Source organism: Parafannyhessea umbonata (assembly GCF_012844235.1).
Classification (GTDB): domain Bacteria; phylum Actinomycetota; class Coriobacteriia; order Coriobacteriales; family Atopobiaceae; genus Parafannyhessea.
On the sequence record NZ_JABAGR010000002.1, the window covers coordinates 235,842 to 252,627 of the forward strand.

Annotated in this window: 17 protein-coding genes and 1 other RNA gene; 13 read left to right on the plus strand and 5 right to left on the minus strand. The window is 66.0% G+C overall.

Features of this window, described 5'->3' with window-relative positions:
- Positions 1–79: 79 nt before the first annotated feature.
- From murC to HF885_RS02920, 10 genes are all read left to right on the plus strand, one after another.
- Entirely contained in the window at positions 80–1,498 is a 1,419-nt protein-coding gene (gene murC, locus HF885_RS02875) for a UDP-N-acetylmuramate--L-alanine ligase (protein WP_090861643.1), read from the plus strand.
- Positions 1,499–2,410: a UDP-N-acetylmuramate dehydrogenase gene (murB, locus tag HF885_RS02880; RefSeq protein WP_090844066.1), complete on the plus strand. Its 912-nt coding sequence runs from the start codon at positions 1,499–1,501 to the stop codon at positions 2,408–2,410. It abuts the gene before it with no gap.
- 9 nt (positions 2,411–2,419) lie between these two features.
- Positions 2,420–3,529, plus strand: a complete 1,110-nt coding sequence (locus tag HF885_RS02885; protein ID WP_170103460.1) for a cell division protein FtsQ/DivIB — start codon at positions 2,420–2,422, stop codon at positions 3,527–3,529.
- 421 nt (positions 3,530–3,950) lie between these two features.
- Positions 3,951–5,105, plus strand: coding sequence for a cell division protein FtsZ (gene ftsZ / locus HF885_RS02890; protein WP_170103600.1), 1,155 nt, complete (start codon positions 3,951–3,953; stop codon positions 5,103–5,105).
- Between the two features lie 19 nt (positions 5,106–5,124).
- Positions 5,125–5,919, plus strand: a complete 795-nt coding sequence (locus HF885_RS02895; protein WP_170103461.1) for a polyphenol oxidase family protein — start codon at positions 5,125–5,127, stop codon at positions 5,917–5,919.
- A gap of 35 nt (positions 5,920–5,954) precedes the next feature.
- A complete protein-coding gene (locus HF885_RS02900) occupies positions 5,955–6,686 on the plus strand; it encodes a YggS family pyridoxal phosphate-dependent enzyme (RefSeq protein WP_170103462.1) in 732 nt (243 codons plus the stop codon).
- Between the two features lie 85 nt (positions 6,687–6,771).
- The gene (gene sepF / locus HF885_RS02905) at positions 6,772–7,521 is read left to right on the plus strand and encodes a cell division protein SepF (protein ID WP_170103463.1); all 750 of its coding nucleotides are present in this window, start codon (positions 6,772–6,774) and stop codon (positions 7,519–7,521) included.
- Positions 7,522–7,526: 5 nt separating this feature from the next.
- A complete protein-coding gene (proC, locus tag HF885_RS02910; protein ID WP_328804316.1) occupies positions 7,527–8,336 on the plus strand; it encodes a pyrroline-5-carboxylate reductase in 810 nt (269 codons plus the stop codon).
- Between the two features lie 15 nt (positions 8,337–8,351).
- The gene (locus tag HF885_RS02915; RefSeq protein ID WP_235927267.1) at positions 8,352–8,600 is read left to right on the plus strand and encodes a YggT family protein; all 249 of its coding nucleotides are present in this window, start codon (positions 8,352–8,354) and stop codon (positions 8,598–8,600) included.
- 74 nt (positions 8,601–8,674) lie between these two features.
- Positions 8,675–9,373, plus strand: coding sequence for a DivIVA domain-containing protein (locus HF885_RS02920; protein WP_170103464.1), 699 nt, complete (start codon positions 8,675–8,677; stop codon positions 9,371–9,373).
- 92 nt (positions 9,374–9,465) lie between these two features.
- Here HF885_RS02920 and HF885_RS02925 read toward each other — a convergent pair whose 3' ends face one another.
- Together HF885_RS02925 and HF885_RS02930 are read right to left on the minus strand one after the other, a co-directional pair.
- Positions 9,466–10,173, minus strand: coding sequence for a TIGR03915 family putative DNA repair protein (locus tag HF885_RS02925; RefSeq protein ID WP_206109741.1), 708 nt, complete (start codon positions 10,171–10,173; stop codon positions 9,466–9,468).
- A 262-nt stretch (positions 10,174–10,435) separates the two neighbouring features.
- Entirely contained in the window at positions 10,436–11,833 is a 1,398-nt protein-coding gene (locus tag HF885_RS02930) for a putative DNA modification/repair radical SAM protein (protein ID WP_170103466.1), read from the minus strand.
- 232 nt (positions 11,834–12,065) lie between these two features.
- Between HF885_RS02930 and HF885_RS02935 the strand changes: the two genes are divergently transcribed.
- Entirely contained in the window at positions 12,066–12,617 is a 552-nt protein-coding gene (locus HF885_RS02935) for a hypothetical protein (protein WP_170103467.1), read from the plus strand.
- Between the two features lie 220 nt (positions 12,618–12,837).
- On the opposite strand, the gene rnpB is transcribed toward HF885_RS02935, so the two are convergent.
- An RNA gene (gene rnpB, locus HF885_RS02940) (RNase P RNA component class A) lies at positions 12,838–13,191 on the minus strand.
- A gap of 122 nt (positions 13,192–13,313) precedes the next feature.
- Between rnpB and HF885_RS02945 the strand changes: the two genes are divergently transcribed.
- Both HF885_RS02945 and HF885_RS02950 read left to right on the plus strand, forming a co-directional pair.
- A complete protein-coding gene (locus HF885_RS02945; RefSeq protein ID WP_170103468.1) occupies positions 13,314–13,835 on the plus strand; it encodes a PTS sugar transporter subunit IIA in 522 nt (173 codons plus the stop codon).
- 9 nt (positions 13,836–13,844) lie between these two features.
- Positions 13,845–14,483, plus strand: coding sequence for an IMPACT family protein (locus HF885_RS02950; RefSeq protein ID WP_170103469.1), 639 nt, complete (start codon positions 13,845–13,847; stop codon positions 14,481–14,483).
- A 47-nt stretch (positions 14,484–14,530) separates the two neighbouring features.
- Here HF885_RS02950 and HF885_RS02955 read toward each other — a convergent pair whose 3' ends face one another.
- Positions 14,531–15,199: an HAD family hydrolase gene (locus HF885_RS02955; protein WP_170103470.1), complete on the minus strand. Its 669-nt coding sequence runs from the start codon at positions 15,197–15,199 to the stop codon at positions 14,531–14,533.
- 94 nt (positions 15,200–15,293) lie between these two features.
- Positions 15,294–16,775 carry an aminopeptidase C gene (locus HF885_RS02960; RefSeq protein WP_206109742.1) on the minus strand — a complete coding sequence of 494 codons (1,482 nt, stop codon included), beginning with the start codon at positions 16,773–16,775 and terminating at the stop codon, positions 15,294–15,296.
- Positions 16,776–16,786: the final 11 nt, after the last annotated feature.

Sequence of the window (16,786 nt, forward strand, 5' to 3'; positions counted from 1 at the left end):
ACGGCAACCCATATTGCGCTAGAGTATGGTAAGGCCCACGTGCCGTGGGCCGTTTCTTCATGTCTAAGAGAGGTTACTGATGGCTAACGACATCCAGCGCGTCAGCAGCGCGCACTTCATCGGCATCGGCGGCGCCGGCATGAGCGGCATCGCCCTCGTACTGCACGAGCGCGGTTGCAAGGTCACCGGCTCTGACCTCAAGGAGTCCCGCTACGTCCGCGAGCTCGAGAAGGCGGGCATCACCGTCCACGTGGGACACCGCGCCTCCACCATAGACGAGGTCGCGCCTGAGGTCGTCGTCACCTCATCCGCCATCCCCGAGACCAACCCCGAGGTCATTCGCGCCCGCGAGCTCGGCATCCCCGTGTGGCCCAGGGCGAAGATGCTCTCGTACCTCTCCATCGACGCGACTACGGTCGCCGTCGCAGGCACGCACGGCAAGACCACCACGTCGTCCATGGTCGCGACCATGCTTGACCACCTCGGAAAGGACCCGTCGTTCCTCATCGGCGGCATCGTCGAGGAGTACGGCACGAACGGCCGCAACGGCAAGGGAGGCTACTTCGTGTGCGAGGCGGACGAGTCCGACGGCTCGTTCCTCTACCTCGACCCGGATGTCGTCGTGATCACGAACATCGAGGCGGACCACCTGGACCACTACGGGACGCTCGAGAACATCGAGAAGACGTTCTGCAAGTTCATGGACCTCGTGGGAGACGCCGGTACCGTGATCATCAACGGCGACGTCGAGCACTACGTCGAGCTCGCGAAGTCCACGGGCCGCAGGGTCGTGACGTACGGCTTCGACGAGAAGAACGACTACGTCTGCCTGCCCGATCCCGGCGAGCACCACAAGCTCGCCTCGCACTTCGGCGTCAGGGTCCCGTCCGGCAAGGTCGTGAAGGTCGAGATCATGGCGAACCCCGGTCGCCACAACATGGCAAACGCCACGGCCGCCATCGCGGTCGCGGACGTCCTCGGGATGGACACCGAGGACGCGGCCGTCGCTCTCTCTGGCTTCAAGGGTGCGCACCGTCGCTTCACGCACGTGGGCGACGTGGACGGAATAACCGTCGTGGATGACTACGGTCACCACCCCACGGAGATCAAGGCTACGCTCGCGGCCGCGAAGGACCTGCAGTTCGACCGCATCGTCTGCGTGTTCCAGCCGCACCGCTACTCGCGCACCCAGGCGCTGGCCGACATGTTCGGCACCGCGTTCGACGACGCGGACGTCCTCATAGTGACGGACGTGTTCTCTGCCGGCGAGACCCCCATCCCGGGCGTCACCGGCAAGACCGTCTCGAACAAGGTGCTCGAGAAGGGCCACGTCTCAGACGTGACGTACATCCCAAGCCGTAGGGATGTCGTGAGCCACCTCGTCGAGGTCTGTCGCCCCGGCGACCTCCTCATCACCCAGGGCGCGGGCGACGTCACCTCAATCGGACCCTCCTTCATCAAGGCGAAGGCGGAGCAGGATAAGGATGCAGAGGCCTAGGTGAGCATCTTCAACGCATACATGGCGCTGTCCGGTGCCTACGACGCGGACGTCACGAGGGACGAGAGGCTGTCCCACCACACGACGTACCGCATCGGGGGGCCGGCGGCGCTCTTCGTCAAGGTGAACTCGTACCCCGCGCTGCTTAAGACTATCGAGATCCTTGGGCGCGAGGGCGTGGACTGGGTCGTGCTTGGTAAGGGCTCGAACATCCTGGCCGCGGACCGTGGCTACGACGGCTGCGTCATCGTACTCGGTCGCGAGTTCTCGCGCATATCCTTTGACGGAAGCGAGGTCACGGCCGGTGCGGGAGCGACCATCGCGCGCCTGGTGAGCGAGACGCTCTCGCACTCGCTCTCAGGGCTCGAGTGCCTCGTGGGCATCCCCGGCACCGTCGGCGGCGCCGTATCAATGGATGCGGGTACTCGACACGAGTGGATTGGCGCGCGCGTGAAGGACGTCGTGACGCTGCGACCGGGCGAGGGACTCCACCGCTATGCGGGCTCGGACATCGAGTGGGGCTACCGCTACACCGACATCCCGACGAGCGAGATCATCCTCGAGGCGACGTTTGCCCTCGTGCCCGACGAGAAGGCGGCCATCGCGGAAAGGATGGAGGCCCTCGTCGCCCGAAGGAGGCTTCGCCAGCCGCTTGGCAAGCCGTCATGCGGGTCCGTGTTCAGGAACCCCGGGTCGCGCTCCGTGGGCCAGCTCATCGATTCCTGCGGCCTCAAGGGGTACTCCGTAGGTGGCGCGTGCGTGTCAGACATGCACGCGAACTTCATCGTGAACAACGGCGGCGCCCGTGCGGCGGACGTGATCGCCGTCATGAGCCGCGTGCACGACACCGTGCTCGACAAGTATGGCATCGACCTCGTCCCAGAGGTCAAGTGCCTGGGATTCGGCGCGTAGGGGGAGGCCATGGCCGACGGCAGGAAGCCCACGAAGCGTAGCGCCCCCACGGGGGCGTCTCGTCCTGCCGCGGGACCCGCCCGGCCGCGGCGAAGCCGGCCATCGGCCCGCGTGGCGCCGTCTCCCAAGGCGGCTGGCACTTCTCGCCATAAGGCGAAGCTGTCCACGCCGCCTGCGGGCGAGGTCCCGCAGCGCAAGTCAGGGGCGAACCGCCCCGGGTCGGACGTCGTCGTGCGCCGCGGCATCGTCGCGGGAATCGTCGTGGCGGCGCTTCTGCTCGTGGCGCTCGTTGGCTACCTGGTGCTCTCGTATACGCCGGCGTTCACCATCGCGAAGGTCGAGACCACCGCCACGAAGCACATCAGCCGCGCGAGCATCGCGAAGCTCGCGAAGGTCCCGAAGGGGTCGACCCTGCTGAACCTCGACGAGGACAAGGTCACCCGCAACCTCAAGAAGAACCCGTGGGTGGGGTCCGTCACGTACGAGCGCAAGTACCCGGACACCGTGAGGATCGTCGTGACGGAGCGCAAGGTGAGCGCGCTCGTGGTCATGAGCGCGGGCGACGTGGTCTGGTACCTGGGCGAGGGCAACGTGTGGATAGAGCCCGCCTCCATAAAGGTGGGGGAGAGCGACTCCATCGACGACCTCGCGCTCGCCGCCGCGCAGAAGGCGGGCGTCATGCTCATCACGGACGTGCCGGCAAGCATCACGCCTGTCGCGGGGTCGGCCGTCAACTCGGAGGTGCTGGACGGCGTGGCGTCGTACCGCGAGCAGTTTGGCGAGAAGATCAGCTCCCAGATCGTGTCCTTCTCGGCGGGCAGCGTGGACAGCATAGGGTGCACGCTCAAGAGCGGCGTGCAGGTGTCTCTGGGCTCGCCGACGAGCATCTCGTCCAAGGAGGCCGTGCTCGCGCAGATCCTGGAGAAGTACAAGGGCAAGCTCACGTACGTGAACGTGCGCGTCCCGACGCGCCCGGCCTACCGCCTTGTGGACTCGGACGACGTGGAGCAGGGGAGCGGCGTCACGGCGAAGGACGCAGCGCAGGACAAGAGCGCGTCTGGCGACGGGGGCTCGGGCACGAGCGCGTCCGGCCAGGACGGAACGCAGGGTGGCGCGTAGGGTTGGACGGAAGGGCGCGCGTGGAGAAAAACCCTCGACCAGACGTGCCCGGCGGGTGCGCCTCCGCAAAACCCTAAAGAACTACTTGACAGATGGGGGTCGTTAGGAATATGGCTCCTAGCTGGGTAATCCATATCTTGAACATATTTGTTGACGGAAGGCGCGACTTTGTGCAAATATATCGCGCTTTGTGATAGGCATATGGCTCTACCTTAGGTTTAGGGTTTTGGCTGGTCAGTCGCGGGGCATCTTTTCCGATTTTCAAGGCACCATCGGGCAAGAGACGTGAACAGAAATGAAGCAGCACGGGAACAAGAACGTAAAGGGCGGTACCGCTAAGGTCACCATCGAGATTGACGGGGCGGCATCCAACAGGGAAGAGGACGACGTCCCCAAGACCGTCGCCAAGCGAGGAGGAACCATGATGGACAACGACATCCCCAGCAACTACCTTGCAGTCATCAAGGTCGTTGGCGTAGGCGGCGGCGGTACCAACGCCGTGAACCGCATGATCGAGGAGGGCATCCGCGGCGTCGAGTTCGTCGCGGTCAACACCGACGCGCAGGCGCTCGCCATATCCGACGCGGACATCAAGGTCCACATCGGCGGGGACATCACCAGGGGCCTGGGCGCAGGCGCCAACCCCGAGGTCGGCGCAGAGGCGGCCGAGGACTCCCACGACGACATCAAGCAGGCGCTCGCGGGTGCGGACATGGTGTTCATCACGGCGGGCGAGGGCGGCGGCACCGGCACCGGCGCGGCTCCCGTCGTCGCGGACATCGCGAAGAACGACATCGGCGCCCTGACCGTCGGCGTCGTCACGAAGCCGTTCACGTTCGAGGGCCGTCCCCGTGCGAACAAGGCGCAGCAGGGCATCCAGACGCTGTCCGAGGCCGTCGACGCGCTCATCGTGATCCCGAACGACCGCCTGCTCGACCTCTCCGAGAAGAAGACCTCCTTCCTCGAGGCGTTCCGCATGGCGGACGACGTCCTGTGCCAGGGCACCCAGGGCATCACGGACCTCATCACGGTCCCGGGCCTCATCAACCTCGACTTCGCTGACGTCTGCACCATCATGAGGGGCGCCGGCACCGCCATGATGGGCGTAGGCGTCGCGTCCGGCGACACCCGGGCGGCAGACGCCGCCGCGGAGGCAATCTCGAGCCCGCTGCTCGAGGTTGGCATCGAGGGCGCCACGCGCGTCCTTCTCTCCATCGCCGGCAACAAGGACCTCGGCATCCAGGAGATCAACGACGCCGCGGAGCTCGTCGCGCAGAACGTCGACCCCGAGGCGAACATCATCTTCGGTACCGTCGTGGACGAGAGCCTCGGCGACCAGGTTCGCGTCACGATCATCGCGACGGGCTTCAACGACTCCAACGTCCAGGCGCCGCTGCCGACGTTCACGAACGACCGCGCGTCCTCGAGGGGCGGCTCCCGCGGTGCCGGCCGCAGCTCCGCGAGCCGTTCCGCCGCGGCCCCCGCGCCGGCTCCGCGCCAGGCCCCCGCGCCGAAGTCGAACGACATCAACAAGGAGTTCGACGTCCCAGAGTTCCTGAAGCACAGCCGCATCTAGCGACCGAGGGGCGTGCGCAGTGGAGCTTACGCGACACACGAGGCTGGGCGTGACCCTGTTGGAGGACGCGAGCCGTCCTCACGGGGTCACGCTCGCATTCACCGAGCGTACCGGCGGTTTCTCTGCCGGGCAGTATTCCTCGCTCAACCTCGGCGACGCCTGCGGTGACGACGCGACGGCGGTCGAGAAGAACCGCATGCTCGCGCTGAAGGCCGCAGGGGCGCAAAGGTGGGCCGCGAACCTGGTGAACCCCAGGCAGGTCCACGGCGACCACGTCGTGGTGGTGCGCTCCTGCGACGCCGCGGCCGTCGCCGCGGCAGTTGCCGAGGCGAGGGCGGGGGCGGACGCCGTCGTGTGCACCGCGCGGCACGTGCCCGTGCTCCTGTGTTTTGCGGACTGCGTCCCCGTAGTCCTCGTGGCACCCGGCGGCTTCGCCGTCGCGCACTCCGGCTGGCGCGGGACCATCGCGAGGATCGCCGCGAAGGCGGCGCGCACGCTCGCGGCGGAGTGTGCCTGCGAGGTCGCGGACGTGAGCGCCTACATCGGACCCCACGTGACGGGGGAGGACTACGAGGTCTCCCAGGAGCTGCTCGACCGCTTCGTGGGGGAGTTCGGCCCGTCCGTCCGGGCGTCCGAGCGACACCTCGACCTCGCGCGCGCGATAGGGGTCGCACTCGCGGACGCGGGCGTCGATGAGCGAAACGTTCTCGACTGCGGGCTCTCCACCGTGGGCAACGTGGGAAGGTTCTTCTCGTACAGGGCCGAGGACGGCAGGTGCGGACGCCATGGCGCCATCGCGTGCCTGTGCGATTGACATGTTGGAACGAGCGAGCGTAAGGAAGTGGTCGCGTGACTGAGGAGGAGAGGTCAAGGTACCTCGACTTTCTGAGGGAACGCAGGGAGCAGATTCTGCAGAGGGTCGCCGACGCGTGCAGGCGTGCCGGCAGGACCACGGACGACGTGACGATCCTGGGGGTCTCCAAGACCGTCGGCGTCGACGAGGTGGCGCTGGCATGGCAGGCCGGGTGGCGTGCGTTCGCGGAGAACCGTCCGCAGGAGCTGACGCGCAAGCTCGAGGGACTTCGCGAGCACCCGGAGATGTCCGGCGTGCGCTTCGACATGATCGGCAACCTCCAGACAAACAAGATCAACCACGTCATCGGGCGCGTCGGGCTCATCCACTCCATCTCATCCGCGAACCTGGCCGAGGCGGTCTCGAAGCGCTCCGTCGCGCACGGCATCGTCTCGGACGTCCTGCTCGAGGTGAACGTCTCGGGGGAGGAGTCGAAGTCGGGCTTTGCGCCCGCGGAGGTGACGCAGGCGCTCGACGGCCTGCTGGAGCTTCCGGGGATCCGCGTGAAGGGGCTCATGACCATGGCCCCCGCGCACGACGCCGACGCGGCGAGAAGGACGTTCAGCGGGCTGCGTGAGCTCCGCGACGAGCTTTCAGCGCGTTCCGGCAGGAGCCTGGCGACACTGTCGGCGGGCATGAGCGACGACTTCCAGGTCGCTATCGAAGAGGGATCGACGATCGTGAGGCTGGGCAGGACGCTCTTCAGTCCAGACTACGACCTTAGGTAGGAACGGATTCGCCCGCCGGAGGTCTCGGCGGACGGACAGATGACTTCGGACGGTGCCGGGCACGGTCCGGGAAGGCGAGGACGACATGGGTTTCCTCGATACGCTTAGGGACAAGCTAACTGGGTCGAACGACGACTACTACGACGACGACTACTACGACGACTACGACGACGCGCCGGAGCGCGAGGAGCCGCAGTCCCAGGGAGCCGGCCTCCTGGGCAACACGAGGCGTCCCGAGGCGGAGAGCGTGTCCGTCTACACGCGCTCCGGAAGGCCCGTCGGCAGCAACGGCGCGGGCGGACCGACGCCCGCTCCCGCCCCCTCGTACGGCGGAGGCTACCGCGACGAGTACCAGCGTCCGGCGCGCCCGCAGAACCCGAACCCGCAGTACGCCCAGCGTCCCCAGCCGGGCTACGGCAGCTACTCGGAAGAGACGCAGGCCATCCCGCAGACGCCGGCGCACCCGCCCGTGCACGAGGGCGTCCTCGGCAACTCGACGGGCGGCCACACTCCCGCTGACATCGGGCTGAAGCCCATCCCGCGCCCCGCGACCTCCGGTCAGCTGCCGCCGTACGTGCTGAAGCCCGTCTCGTACGACGACGTGCAGATGGTCGTGCGACGCGTTCGCACCAACCAGCCCGTCGTCCTGGTGTTCAAGAACACCAACATCGAGACCGCGAAGCGCATCCTCGACTTCTGTCTCGGCCTGTCGTGCGGCATCGGCGGCCAGGTGGACGAGCTCGGCGACCGCGTCTTCGTAATCACCCCGCAGGGCATCGAGCTCTCCGATTCCGACATCAACAAGCTCGTGCAGGACGGAACCATCGAGAGGTAGGGACAGTGGGTAAGCTCAGCTCAACGGTCGCGGTCGTCGGCGCCGGATCCATGGGTGGCGCGATCGCCGCCGGACTGGTCGTGTCCGGCGTCGCGGAGGCCTCTCACGTGATGGCATGCGACCCATCGCCGGAAAAGCTCGCCCTTCTGGGCGAGAAGGGCATCCAGACGTTTGGTGATGCCGCCACGATGCTCGCGGCGGATCCCGACGTCGTGGTGCTTGCCGTGAAGCCGCAGGTCCTGTCCGCGGTCGTGGAGGGGATTGCGGACAAGCTCGTGGACAGGGAGGTCATCTCCATCGCGGCGGGCGTTCCTCTCGCCACGCTCGAGGAGCTGCTGCCCGTATCGAGGGTCGTCCGCGTGATGCCGAACCTTCCCGTGCAGGTTCTTTCCGGCGCCACGGCGGTGTGTCCCGGTGGCAGGGCGACCTCCGAGGACGTGGACGTCGCGCTCCAGGTCTTCGGCGCTCTTGGGACGGCGAAGGTCATGCGCGAGGACCAGCTGGACGCCGAGGGCGCGGTCGTGAGCTGCGGACCCGCGTACGTGGCGCTCTTCGTGGACTTTCTCACGAGGGCGGGCATCGAGAACGGGCTTCCCGCGAGCGACTGCCGCGAGATGGTCCTCTCGACCATGCGCGGCGTCTGCACGCAGCTCCTCGAGTCCGGGGAGCATCCGCGCGTCTACATGGAGAGGGTCACCTCTCCGGGAGGCACGACGGCGGCGGGCCTCAGGGCCATGGAGTCCCAGCTCTCGCACGCTGTCTACGAAGCCGCGGACGCGGCGCTGGAGCGGACGCGCGAGCTCGCGAAAGGCTAGTGAGGAGGTTCGCACTTGCAGATAGGTTACGTAGTCTACAGGCTGCTCAACTTCTACGAGATGCTGATATTCGTCCAGGTGCTGCTCTCGTGGTTCGTAAGTAGCGGAAACAGGTTCGTGGTGGACGTCTACGGCGCGCTCTCCACGCTCGTTGACCCCTTCGTGAATCTGTTCAGGCGTTTCATTCCGCCCATCGCAGGCCTGGACTGGTCGCCCTTTATCGCGATATTGGTTCTTCAGCTCGTCCAACGTTTAGTTTTGTAAGAGTCGGGATATACTGAGGTAGGCGGAAACCCGCACTGCTGACGTAGCATGCACACAGTTGAAAGGGAACTAAGATGGCTATCACCCCAGCAGACATCGAGAACATGACCTTCTCCCAGGCAGGAAAGCACGAGGAGGGCTACAAGACTGACGAGGTCGACGTCTTCCTGGACCAGGTTGCCTCCGAGGTCGACGCCATGCTCCAGAAGATCGCGGACCTGAAGGGTCGTCTGACCACTTCCGAGCAGCAGCTTGCCGCCGCCCAGGCGCAGGTCGCCCAGCTGAAGGAGCAGACCACCATGGCCGCTCCCGTCGAGCCCGCGCCCGCTCCCGTGCCCCAGTCCGAGTTCACCGCCTCCGAGCGCCAGATCTCCCAGGTGCTCATCGTCGCCCAGCAGAGCGCTGACAAGCTGGTTGCCGACGCCCGCACCAACGCGGAGAACATCCGCAACGAGGCCGACCAGAAGGCCCGCGAGGTCATTCGCCAGGCCCTTGCGGAGAAGCAAAACGAGCTCGACGAGATCGATCGCCTGAAGCAGTCCCGCGAGGACTTCCGCGCGGAGTACAAGAAGCTCCTCCAGCACTTCATGGACGATGCGGATTCCGTGTTCCCGCAGCAGACGCTGAGCGTTCCGAACGGCTCCAAGGGCACCACGCACACCGACTCCGTCGTCGCGCCCACTCCCGTGATCCCCGCCGCGCCCGTGGCGGACGCAGAGGCAACGACCTATGCTCCCGCACCTGCCGCGAATGACTTCAGCGACCTCGACTAGTCTCTAGGTCTCTGGCACACGGATAACAATTGCGACCTTATGGCGGGACGTCCCTACGGGCGTCCCGCCTTGCTGTTGACTGGAAGGCGGCCTCACGAACCAGAGGGGCCCAGAGGTTTCGATGGCATCGCCGATCCGAGCGTGGGGTCGAGCTCGGTAAGCCCTCCCCAGAAGCGCTTGGGCATCCAGCTTGTCCGAAGGTCGTATCCGCGCTGCGAGGCATCCCTTCCATCGAGGCCCACGGAGTCGTAGAAGCGCTTCCACATCGCGTGTACGTACGTCTCTCCGTCCGCGAGGTCGCTGGCATGCTCGGACAGCTCGCTCGTCAGGCGGTCGTCTAGGCGAGTGACGGCGCAGCGACGGTCTCCGTCCTCATGCATCGCGATGACGTGGTGCACGGGGTCGAGCAGGCAGAAGCGCTCGCATCGCATGCGTGTTGCGAAGTAGTCGCACGTGAGGGGGATCGTATCTGCCTTGGGGCGAAACGTCGAGAAGTACGTTCCGTCGGAAAGACGGGAAAAGCGAACGAACTGTCGCGTGTGCTCGCATTCCGAAAGGGTGTAGCGTGCGAGTCTGTCGAGCTCCGCGACGGTCTTGTCGGAGAGCATTGATCGTATGCGGGGTCCTTCGCTGAAGCCGAGCCGTACGTACCTGTGTATGGCCTCTGGCGCATCCTGGTCGTCGTTTGCGGCCGCAAGGGCGAGCCTCGAGGCACAGGAGCCCTTGCAGCGTGCGGGGCACTCCTTGCCCCTCTTCAGGGGGCAGCCCATGCTGACGTGGCGTTCGAAGCCTCTGTACACGCGTCTCGAAAGCGCGAGGAGGGGATCGGATTCCGTTTCGGGCACCCTCGCCACGCGCTCGTCTAGGGCGGGTTGGATGTCCTCTGAGTACGCGAGGCGAACCATGCTCGCCGGGGCGTGGGCGAGGTACGTCATCCCGACCCCTGCGAGAATCCCCTCGAGGCCATGTCTGCAGGGAATGACGACCCGCAGCCCCTCGGAGACGAGACGAGATATGTCCGCGACGGCATCGCGAGTTCCTTGCGGGACGTCTGGCCCGACCCTAGAAGAGCGACAGCTGCCCCTCTGCGGTGCGACGGGTCCTGTTGTACTTTCCATCGCGAGCACTTCTCGCCACCTCCTTCCTAATGAGCTCCTCGTCGAGAGGGGCCTGAGGGTCCCGCATCCCACTGCAGCATATGAAATGGCACGCGCGTTTGAGGGTGACGTTGAGTGTCCTTAGGTCATCGAAGCCAAGCCGCTTGCGCCGCCTGGCCGCGACGATGCGCCTTGCGCCCATGGGACCGATGCCGGGCACGCGAAGAAGCTCCTCGAGACTTGCGGAATTCACCTCTATGGGAAAGCGTTCCTGATGGGCGAGTGCCCATGCGAGCTTTGGGTCGAGATCGAGGTCGAGCCACGGCGCGTCTGGGGTGGTCAGCTCGTCTGCGTCGAACCCGTAGTATCTCATGAGCCAATCTGCCTGGTAGAGCCTATGCTCCCTCCTGAGGGGCACGGGGGTGGCCGAGTCAGGCAGCCTGTCGTCCTCCACGACGGGCACGTAGGCGGAGAAGAAGATCCTCCTGAGGTCGAACTTCTGGTACTGGGACTTGGACAGCTGAAGGATGTGGTGGTCGCTTTCGGGCGATGCGCCGATTATCAGCTGCGTAGATTGGCCGGCGGGCGCAAACTTCCTCCCGCCTGAGGCGACGGGGTCAGGTGGGCGCAGCGTCATCGAGTTGGAGTTCAGTCGAAGCCCCATGTCGGTGCACGAGCGCGCCCGTTGGGCAACGACGCCTGACTTTCGACGCGCAAGTGCAGCCCGAGTCGTGCCGTGGCCCGACTCGAGAAGCCGCCTCGCCTCTCCTTGGCGGGTCGCGCTGATTTGCGCCATGGACTTGGTGATGCTTCCGGCGTCCTTGTTGGGGCAGAGCTCGGCGAGGGACCTCGAGCTTGGTAGCTCGAGGTTGGCACTCATGCGGTCCGCGAGGTGCCCAAGCCTGTCCAGAAGCTCGGGGGAGGTGCCGGGAATGACCTTTGCGTGGACGTACCCGTTGAAGCGGAGGTCCTCTCTCAGGACGCGGAGGCACTCGATCATCCGCTCCGTGGTGGCGTCCGGCGTTCCCAAGACGCCGGAGCTGAGGAAGAGGCCCTCGATATAGTTGCGCTTATAGAAGTCGACCGTGAGTTCCGCCAGCTCACGTGGCTCGAACGTCGCACGCGTGCAGGAAGCCCCGCAGCGATTGACGCAGTACGCACAGTCGTAGCTGCATGCGTTGCTCATGAGCACCTTGAGGAGCGTGATGCAGCGTCCGTCGCGCGAGAACGTGTGGCAGAGGCCGGCGCCGCTCGCCAGGCCCACCTTTCCGTCCTTCGGCCCCCGAGTGACCCCCGATGAGGTGCACGCGGCATCGAATCGCGCCGCCTCCGCCAGTATGCCGAGCTTCGTGAGGGTGTCCATGGCAAAAATCCAATCGCGAACGAATGTTCTAGATAGTGTGTCAAGATTCTAGCACAGACAGGTACACGTGTTCGTGTCAAGTTTGGCGGGCGTGGCGACGCGGCCGTGCCCGAGCCGGTCGCCAGCGCGATTATCGATCCGACGCGCCGTTCGCGAACAAGTCGCAGGCACGCCGGTATGGAGCGGTATCCTGCGAACAAGGGACGGTTCCGAACCCAGAGGGGTGATTGGCATGAAGCTTTGCTCGAGGTCAAGCGTTGCGGTTGCGGCGGTGAGCGCCGTGCTCTTCTCGTCCGCCCTTCTTACGGGATGCGGGTCCGCTGGGTCTGGCGCCAAGGGCGACGTCTCGTCCTCGGCGGCGGCAGCCGTTCAGAAGAAGGCGGACGAGACCTACGATTCGATCTACGACGAGTACTCGAAGCAGATCGAGGAGGCCGCACCGAAGGCGGTGGAGGAGTTCAAGAAGCAGGCCGAGGGAAGCACCGACGTCAAGAAGCTGGCTGAGGTCGCAAACGACCAGGTGAAGACGCTCGCGAAGATCATGACGGACGGCAGCAAGAAGATGGCCGAGCTGAGGGAGAAGAACGGAGACTCCTACAAGACCTACGAGAAGAACTACAAGAAGCTCTACAAGGTCTACAGCGACAAGGCGATGGACGTGTACGGAGCGTACCTGGACGTGTACGGGAAGCAGGTCCCGGGTTACAACGACCAGATGAAGCAGCAGCTGATAGACCAGTACAAGGCGACCGTGCAGCAGCTGGCGCCGGCAGAGTCAGAATAGGCCCGCAGGTCCGTCGCCTGGGGCAATGCGATGACGTCCGGGGGAGTGGGGTCGCGCCCGCTTCGTCGGACGGCCTTGCGGAAGGGGCTGCTCGATTATGCGTAGTTTAACTATCGCTCTGTCCCAACTGTGTCCCTAATCGCTGAAATAGCCGCTTTTCCTGCACTTCGATTTTGAATAATGCCTGTTGGGACGGTATGCGTGTACTTCAAAAAAGGTGTAGCGAAGTGGGCCGATGAGCCGGGTTCTGTCGTGGACGATCATTTATCTACTGACGCCGTTGCCGACGCCCTCTAGCTCGCAACCCGAGCGCAGTGCGGGCCACACCATGGCGCTCCTATTTGCGATTGCTCCGGAGGGGGCTTGCCAAGCCGCCGTATCGCTACGACGCTGGTAGTCTCTTACACTACCGTTTCAGCTTTTCTCTCACTCGCTTTCGCGAGCAGCGGGAGTCTTCTTTTCTGCGGCGCTTTCCGTCGGGTCACCCCGCCAGGCCGTTAGCCTGCCTCCTGCCCTGTGGAGCCCGGACTTTCCTCATGACGCTTGCGCGCCCCGCGATCGTCTGGCCCACTTCGCTCTCGCGATTGTACCAGACGACCATGCCGCGGGGGCAAATCGGTACAATGTTTTCGAATATGACACGATTGGGAATAGGCTCCCGCGGCATGCGCGGCGGGGGCGATTGGCGGAGTGTGGATGGGATTGTTGCAGAAGGTGCTGGGACCGCGCGTCGAGGTTCCGGCGGACCTGGAGGTGGACGCGGCGCCCGGACAGGTGCTTGCGCCCGTGGGAGGAAGGGCGGTGCCGCTCTCGGAGGTGCCGGACCCCGTGCTCGCGACCGGAGGCCTTGGGGCGGGCATAGCGATCGAGCCTGACGGCGACACGGTCTTCTCGCCCGTGGACGGCGTGGTGACGGTGACCGCGGGCACGCGTCACGCCATAGGCGTCACGGACGAGAAGGGCGCGGACGTATTGGTTCACATTGGCGTGGACACGGTGTCGCTGCGGGGCAGCGGCTTTACGTACTTCGTGCGGAAGGGGGACCGCGTGCGCGCCGGCCAGGCGCTCATGTCGTTTGACCCGGGACTGATACGCAAGAGCGGGCTTGACTCCCACGTGGTGGTCGTCGTCACGAACACGGAGGACCTCGCCGCGGTGACGCCGGTGGTGCCGGGCATGCTGGACGCGGGGGACCTTGCGATCGCTATCGAATACTAGGAGCACCTCATGCAGCGAAGCTATCAGACCATGGAGGCGGGCTCGGAGGCCACGGGCGAGTTCGAGGACCGCAGGAGCCGCTTCATCGCGCAGCTGAGGCACGTGGAGAGCGAGGCGGAGGCGGAGCGCTTCATCCAGGAGGTGCGGGCTCGGCACCACGACGCCAGGCACAACGTGCCGGCGTGGATCCTGAGCGACGGGCGCGAGCGGTGCTCGGACGACGGCGAGCCGCAGCGCACGTCCGGCATGCCGACGCTCGAGGTGCTGCGCGGCGCCGGCCTCGAGGACGTGTGCTGCGTGACCACGCGCTACTTTGGCGGGACGCTGCTGGGACCGGGCGGCCTGGTGCGTGCGTACACCGCCGCGGCACAGGCCGCGGTCGCGGCCGCGCGCGAGGCGGGACGGATTGCGACGATGACCATGGTCACGAAGGTGACGTGCGTCATCCCGTACTCCGCGTACGGGTGGGTGGAGCGGCTCGTCGCAGACTGCCGGGGCAAGGTGCGTGACACGGTGTTTGCGGAGGACGTGCAGATGAACTGCGTGTTCGTGACGGGCGACGAGGCCGCCTTCACGTCCGCGATGCTGGAGCTCGCCAACGGCGAAGACCTGTGCCGCGTGGGCGAGCCCACGTTCGCGGAGTTCTAGCGGCCGCGAACGTGGCCCGCGGGCGCGACGGGCGCGCGGTAGACGCGCTAGAAAAGGAGCCCACGCGCCAGGAGGTCCCGCTCGAGCGCGTCCGCGTCCGTGAAGAGGTGGGCGTGCATGCCGGCCGCACGCGCGCCGCGCACGTTGTCCGCGTTGTCGTCCACGAAGAGGCAGCGCGCGGGGTCGAGGCCGTACTCTCCCGCAAGCATCCGGTAGATGCGCGGGTCCGGCTTCATGAGGCGCACGAACGAGGACACGAGCCAGCCATCCATGTGCGAGAACGCGGGGATCGAGTCCTTGAACGCCATGAAGCTCGTTCCGGCGTTCGAGAGCAGGTAGCAGCCGTAGCCGGCATCGTGCAGGCGCGCCACCAGCTCGTTTGTGCCCGCGACGACGGTGCGGTGGCGCCACCAGCCATGCAGGCATTCGTGCAGCGCGCCGCGCAGGCGCTCCGGCAGAAGCTCGCGCGACACGCGCTCCATCGTGTCCTCGTCGATCGCGCCGGCGTCCAGGAGCGCCCAGGACGGATGCGAGAAGAGCGCGGCGTCAAGGGCTTGGGCATCCTCTTCGCACGAGGTGAACTCCCGGGCGAACTCAATGCCGCTAAAGCGCATGAGCACGCCACCCATATCGAATATTACGTTTTGGATGGCGGCCTCGGCCGGGGAGGGCGCGCCCTTCTCGCCCGCGGCGTCGCAAACGCTTGAGCCAGTCATGATGCCTCCTTGTGGGCGCGGCCGCCCCGGGGGACGGCCGCACGGATGCCTGCTTGTTGGATTGGCGGATTGGCGCCCGCATGCGCGCGGGGCGCTAGTCCCTCGTGCCGAGCGCGTGGCAGATGTTGCTCCACGGGGCGACGTCCTCCACGGGCGCCTCGTCCCACAGCCTCAGGACGTCCGCGGGCACGAACTCGCGGCGAACGTCGACCTCGCCTCCGTACAGGCGGAACCAGTCGGCGCTCATGACCAGGTAGCCGTCCTTGCCCTGGTCCTTGCCCCAGCTGTTCTCGATGCGCCACGCCTTGGGCCGGCCATCGGCGTCCAGCTCGACGCCCTGGAAGCACATGGCGTGGGTGAGGCTGGTCTCGCGCGCGTCGATCATGTCGGCGCGGGTCATGGAGAGGTCGACGCCGAACAGGCCGTTCAGGTCCTCGCCGTCGAGCGACAGCACGTACTTGAAGTCCTCGATGTTGCGCGGGAACTCCTGCATGACGTCGCACGCCATGGCGCACGGGACGCCGGCCCTCAGGCTCGCGATGGCCGCCTGCTCAAGCACCTGCGGCTCCACGTTCAGCACGCGGATGGGCGTGCCGCCCTGGACGGAGTCCGTGAGCGTGAGGTGGTATGCGTGGCCGTACGGGCGCGACTCGCCGGGCATGGAGACGAGGGCGACGTAGTCGTCGGGGTCGGCGGGCACGTAGCGCTCGGCGAACTCGAGCGGCGTGATGCCGAGGTCGCGGATGACCTGCGAGGTGCGGGACTCGTCCTTCTCGCCCTGGGCGCCGCCGTCGGCACCGTCCGTCGCGGGCTTCGGCGCGGGCTCGATGGGGGAGAGCTTTGCCGCGTCCGCCTTGCAGTTCTTGCCGACCTTCATCACGAAGTCGAACGTGACGGGCGGCTCGCCCAGGCACGTCGCGAGCAGCTGGTGCACGTCGGCCAGCATGTCCTGCTTTGCGGCGCGCAGCTCTGCTTCTGGGGCCCCGTCCTTGTGCATGCGGCGCAGCGTGAACGCGTCCTTGCGCACCAGGCGCTCGAGCTGGGCGTTCATCTGGCTGGAGTTCTTGGTGCACGCGGTCTCGGGCATGGCGTACTTCGGGACGATGCCCCACTTGCGCACGACGTTCATCGCGAACGAGTAGTAGCCGCCGTCGCCCATGCCAAAGTCGAGCACGTGGCAGACCTCGCGGGCGTCTTCCGGCAGGTCCGCGGTCTGGATGACGTACTCGAGCGTGGAGTTCGCCTTCTCGAGCTTGTCGTAGAACATGCCAAACGCCTGGCTGAACTCGATCGTGTCCACGTCGAGGAAGGTCATGGTGTCGTGGCGCAGCGCGTTCATGGCGCTGAAGAACCAGCAGCGGCCGCTCTGGCGTTGGTTCGTGACCTCGGCGGTCTTGGGGACGGTCACGCCAAACGTGTCGCTGTACGTGCGCATCTTTGTGGTGTCGCGTGCGGCGGCCATCACGTTCGCGGACGTGACGGCGTTCCTGGCGACGCGGTTTGCGCGATCCGCGCCAAACGCGGCGTTGCGCTCCTGCGCCCATGTGGTGTCTACGCTGAGTGAATCCTTGCTCATGTGTCTCCTCA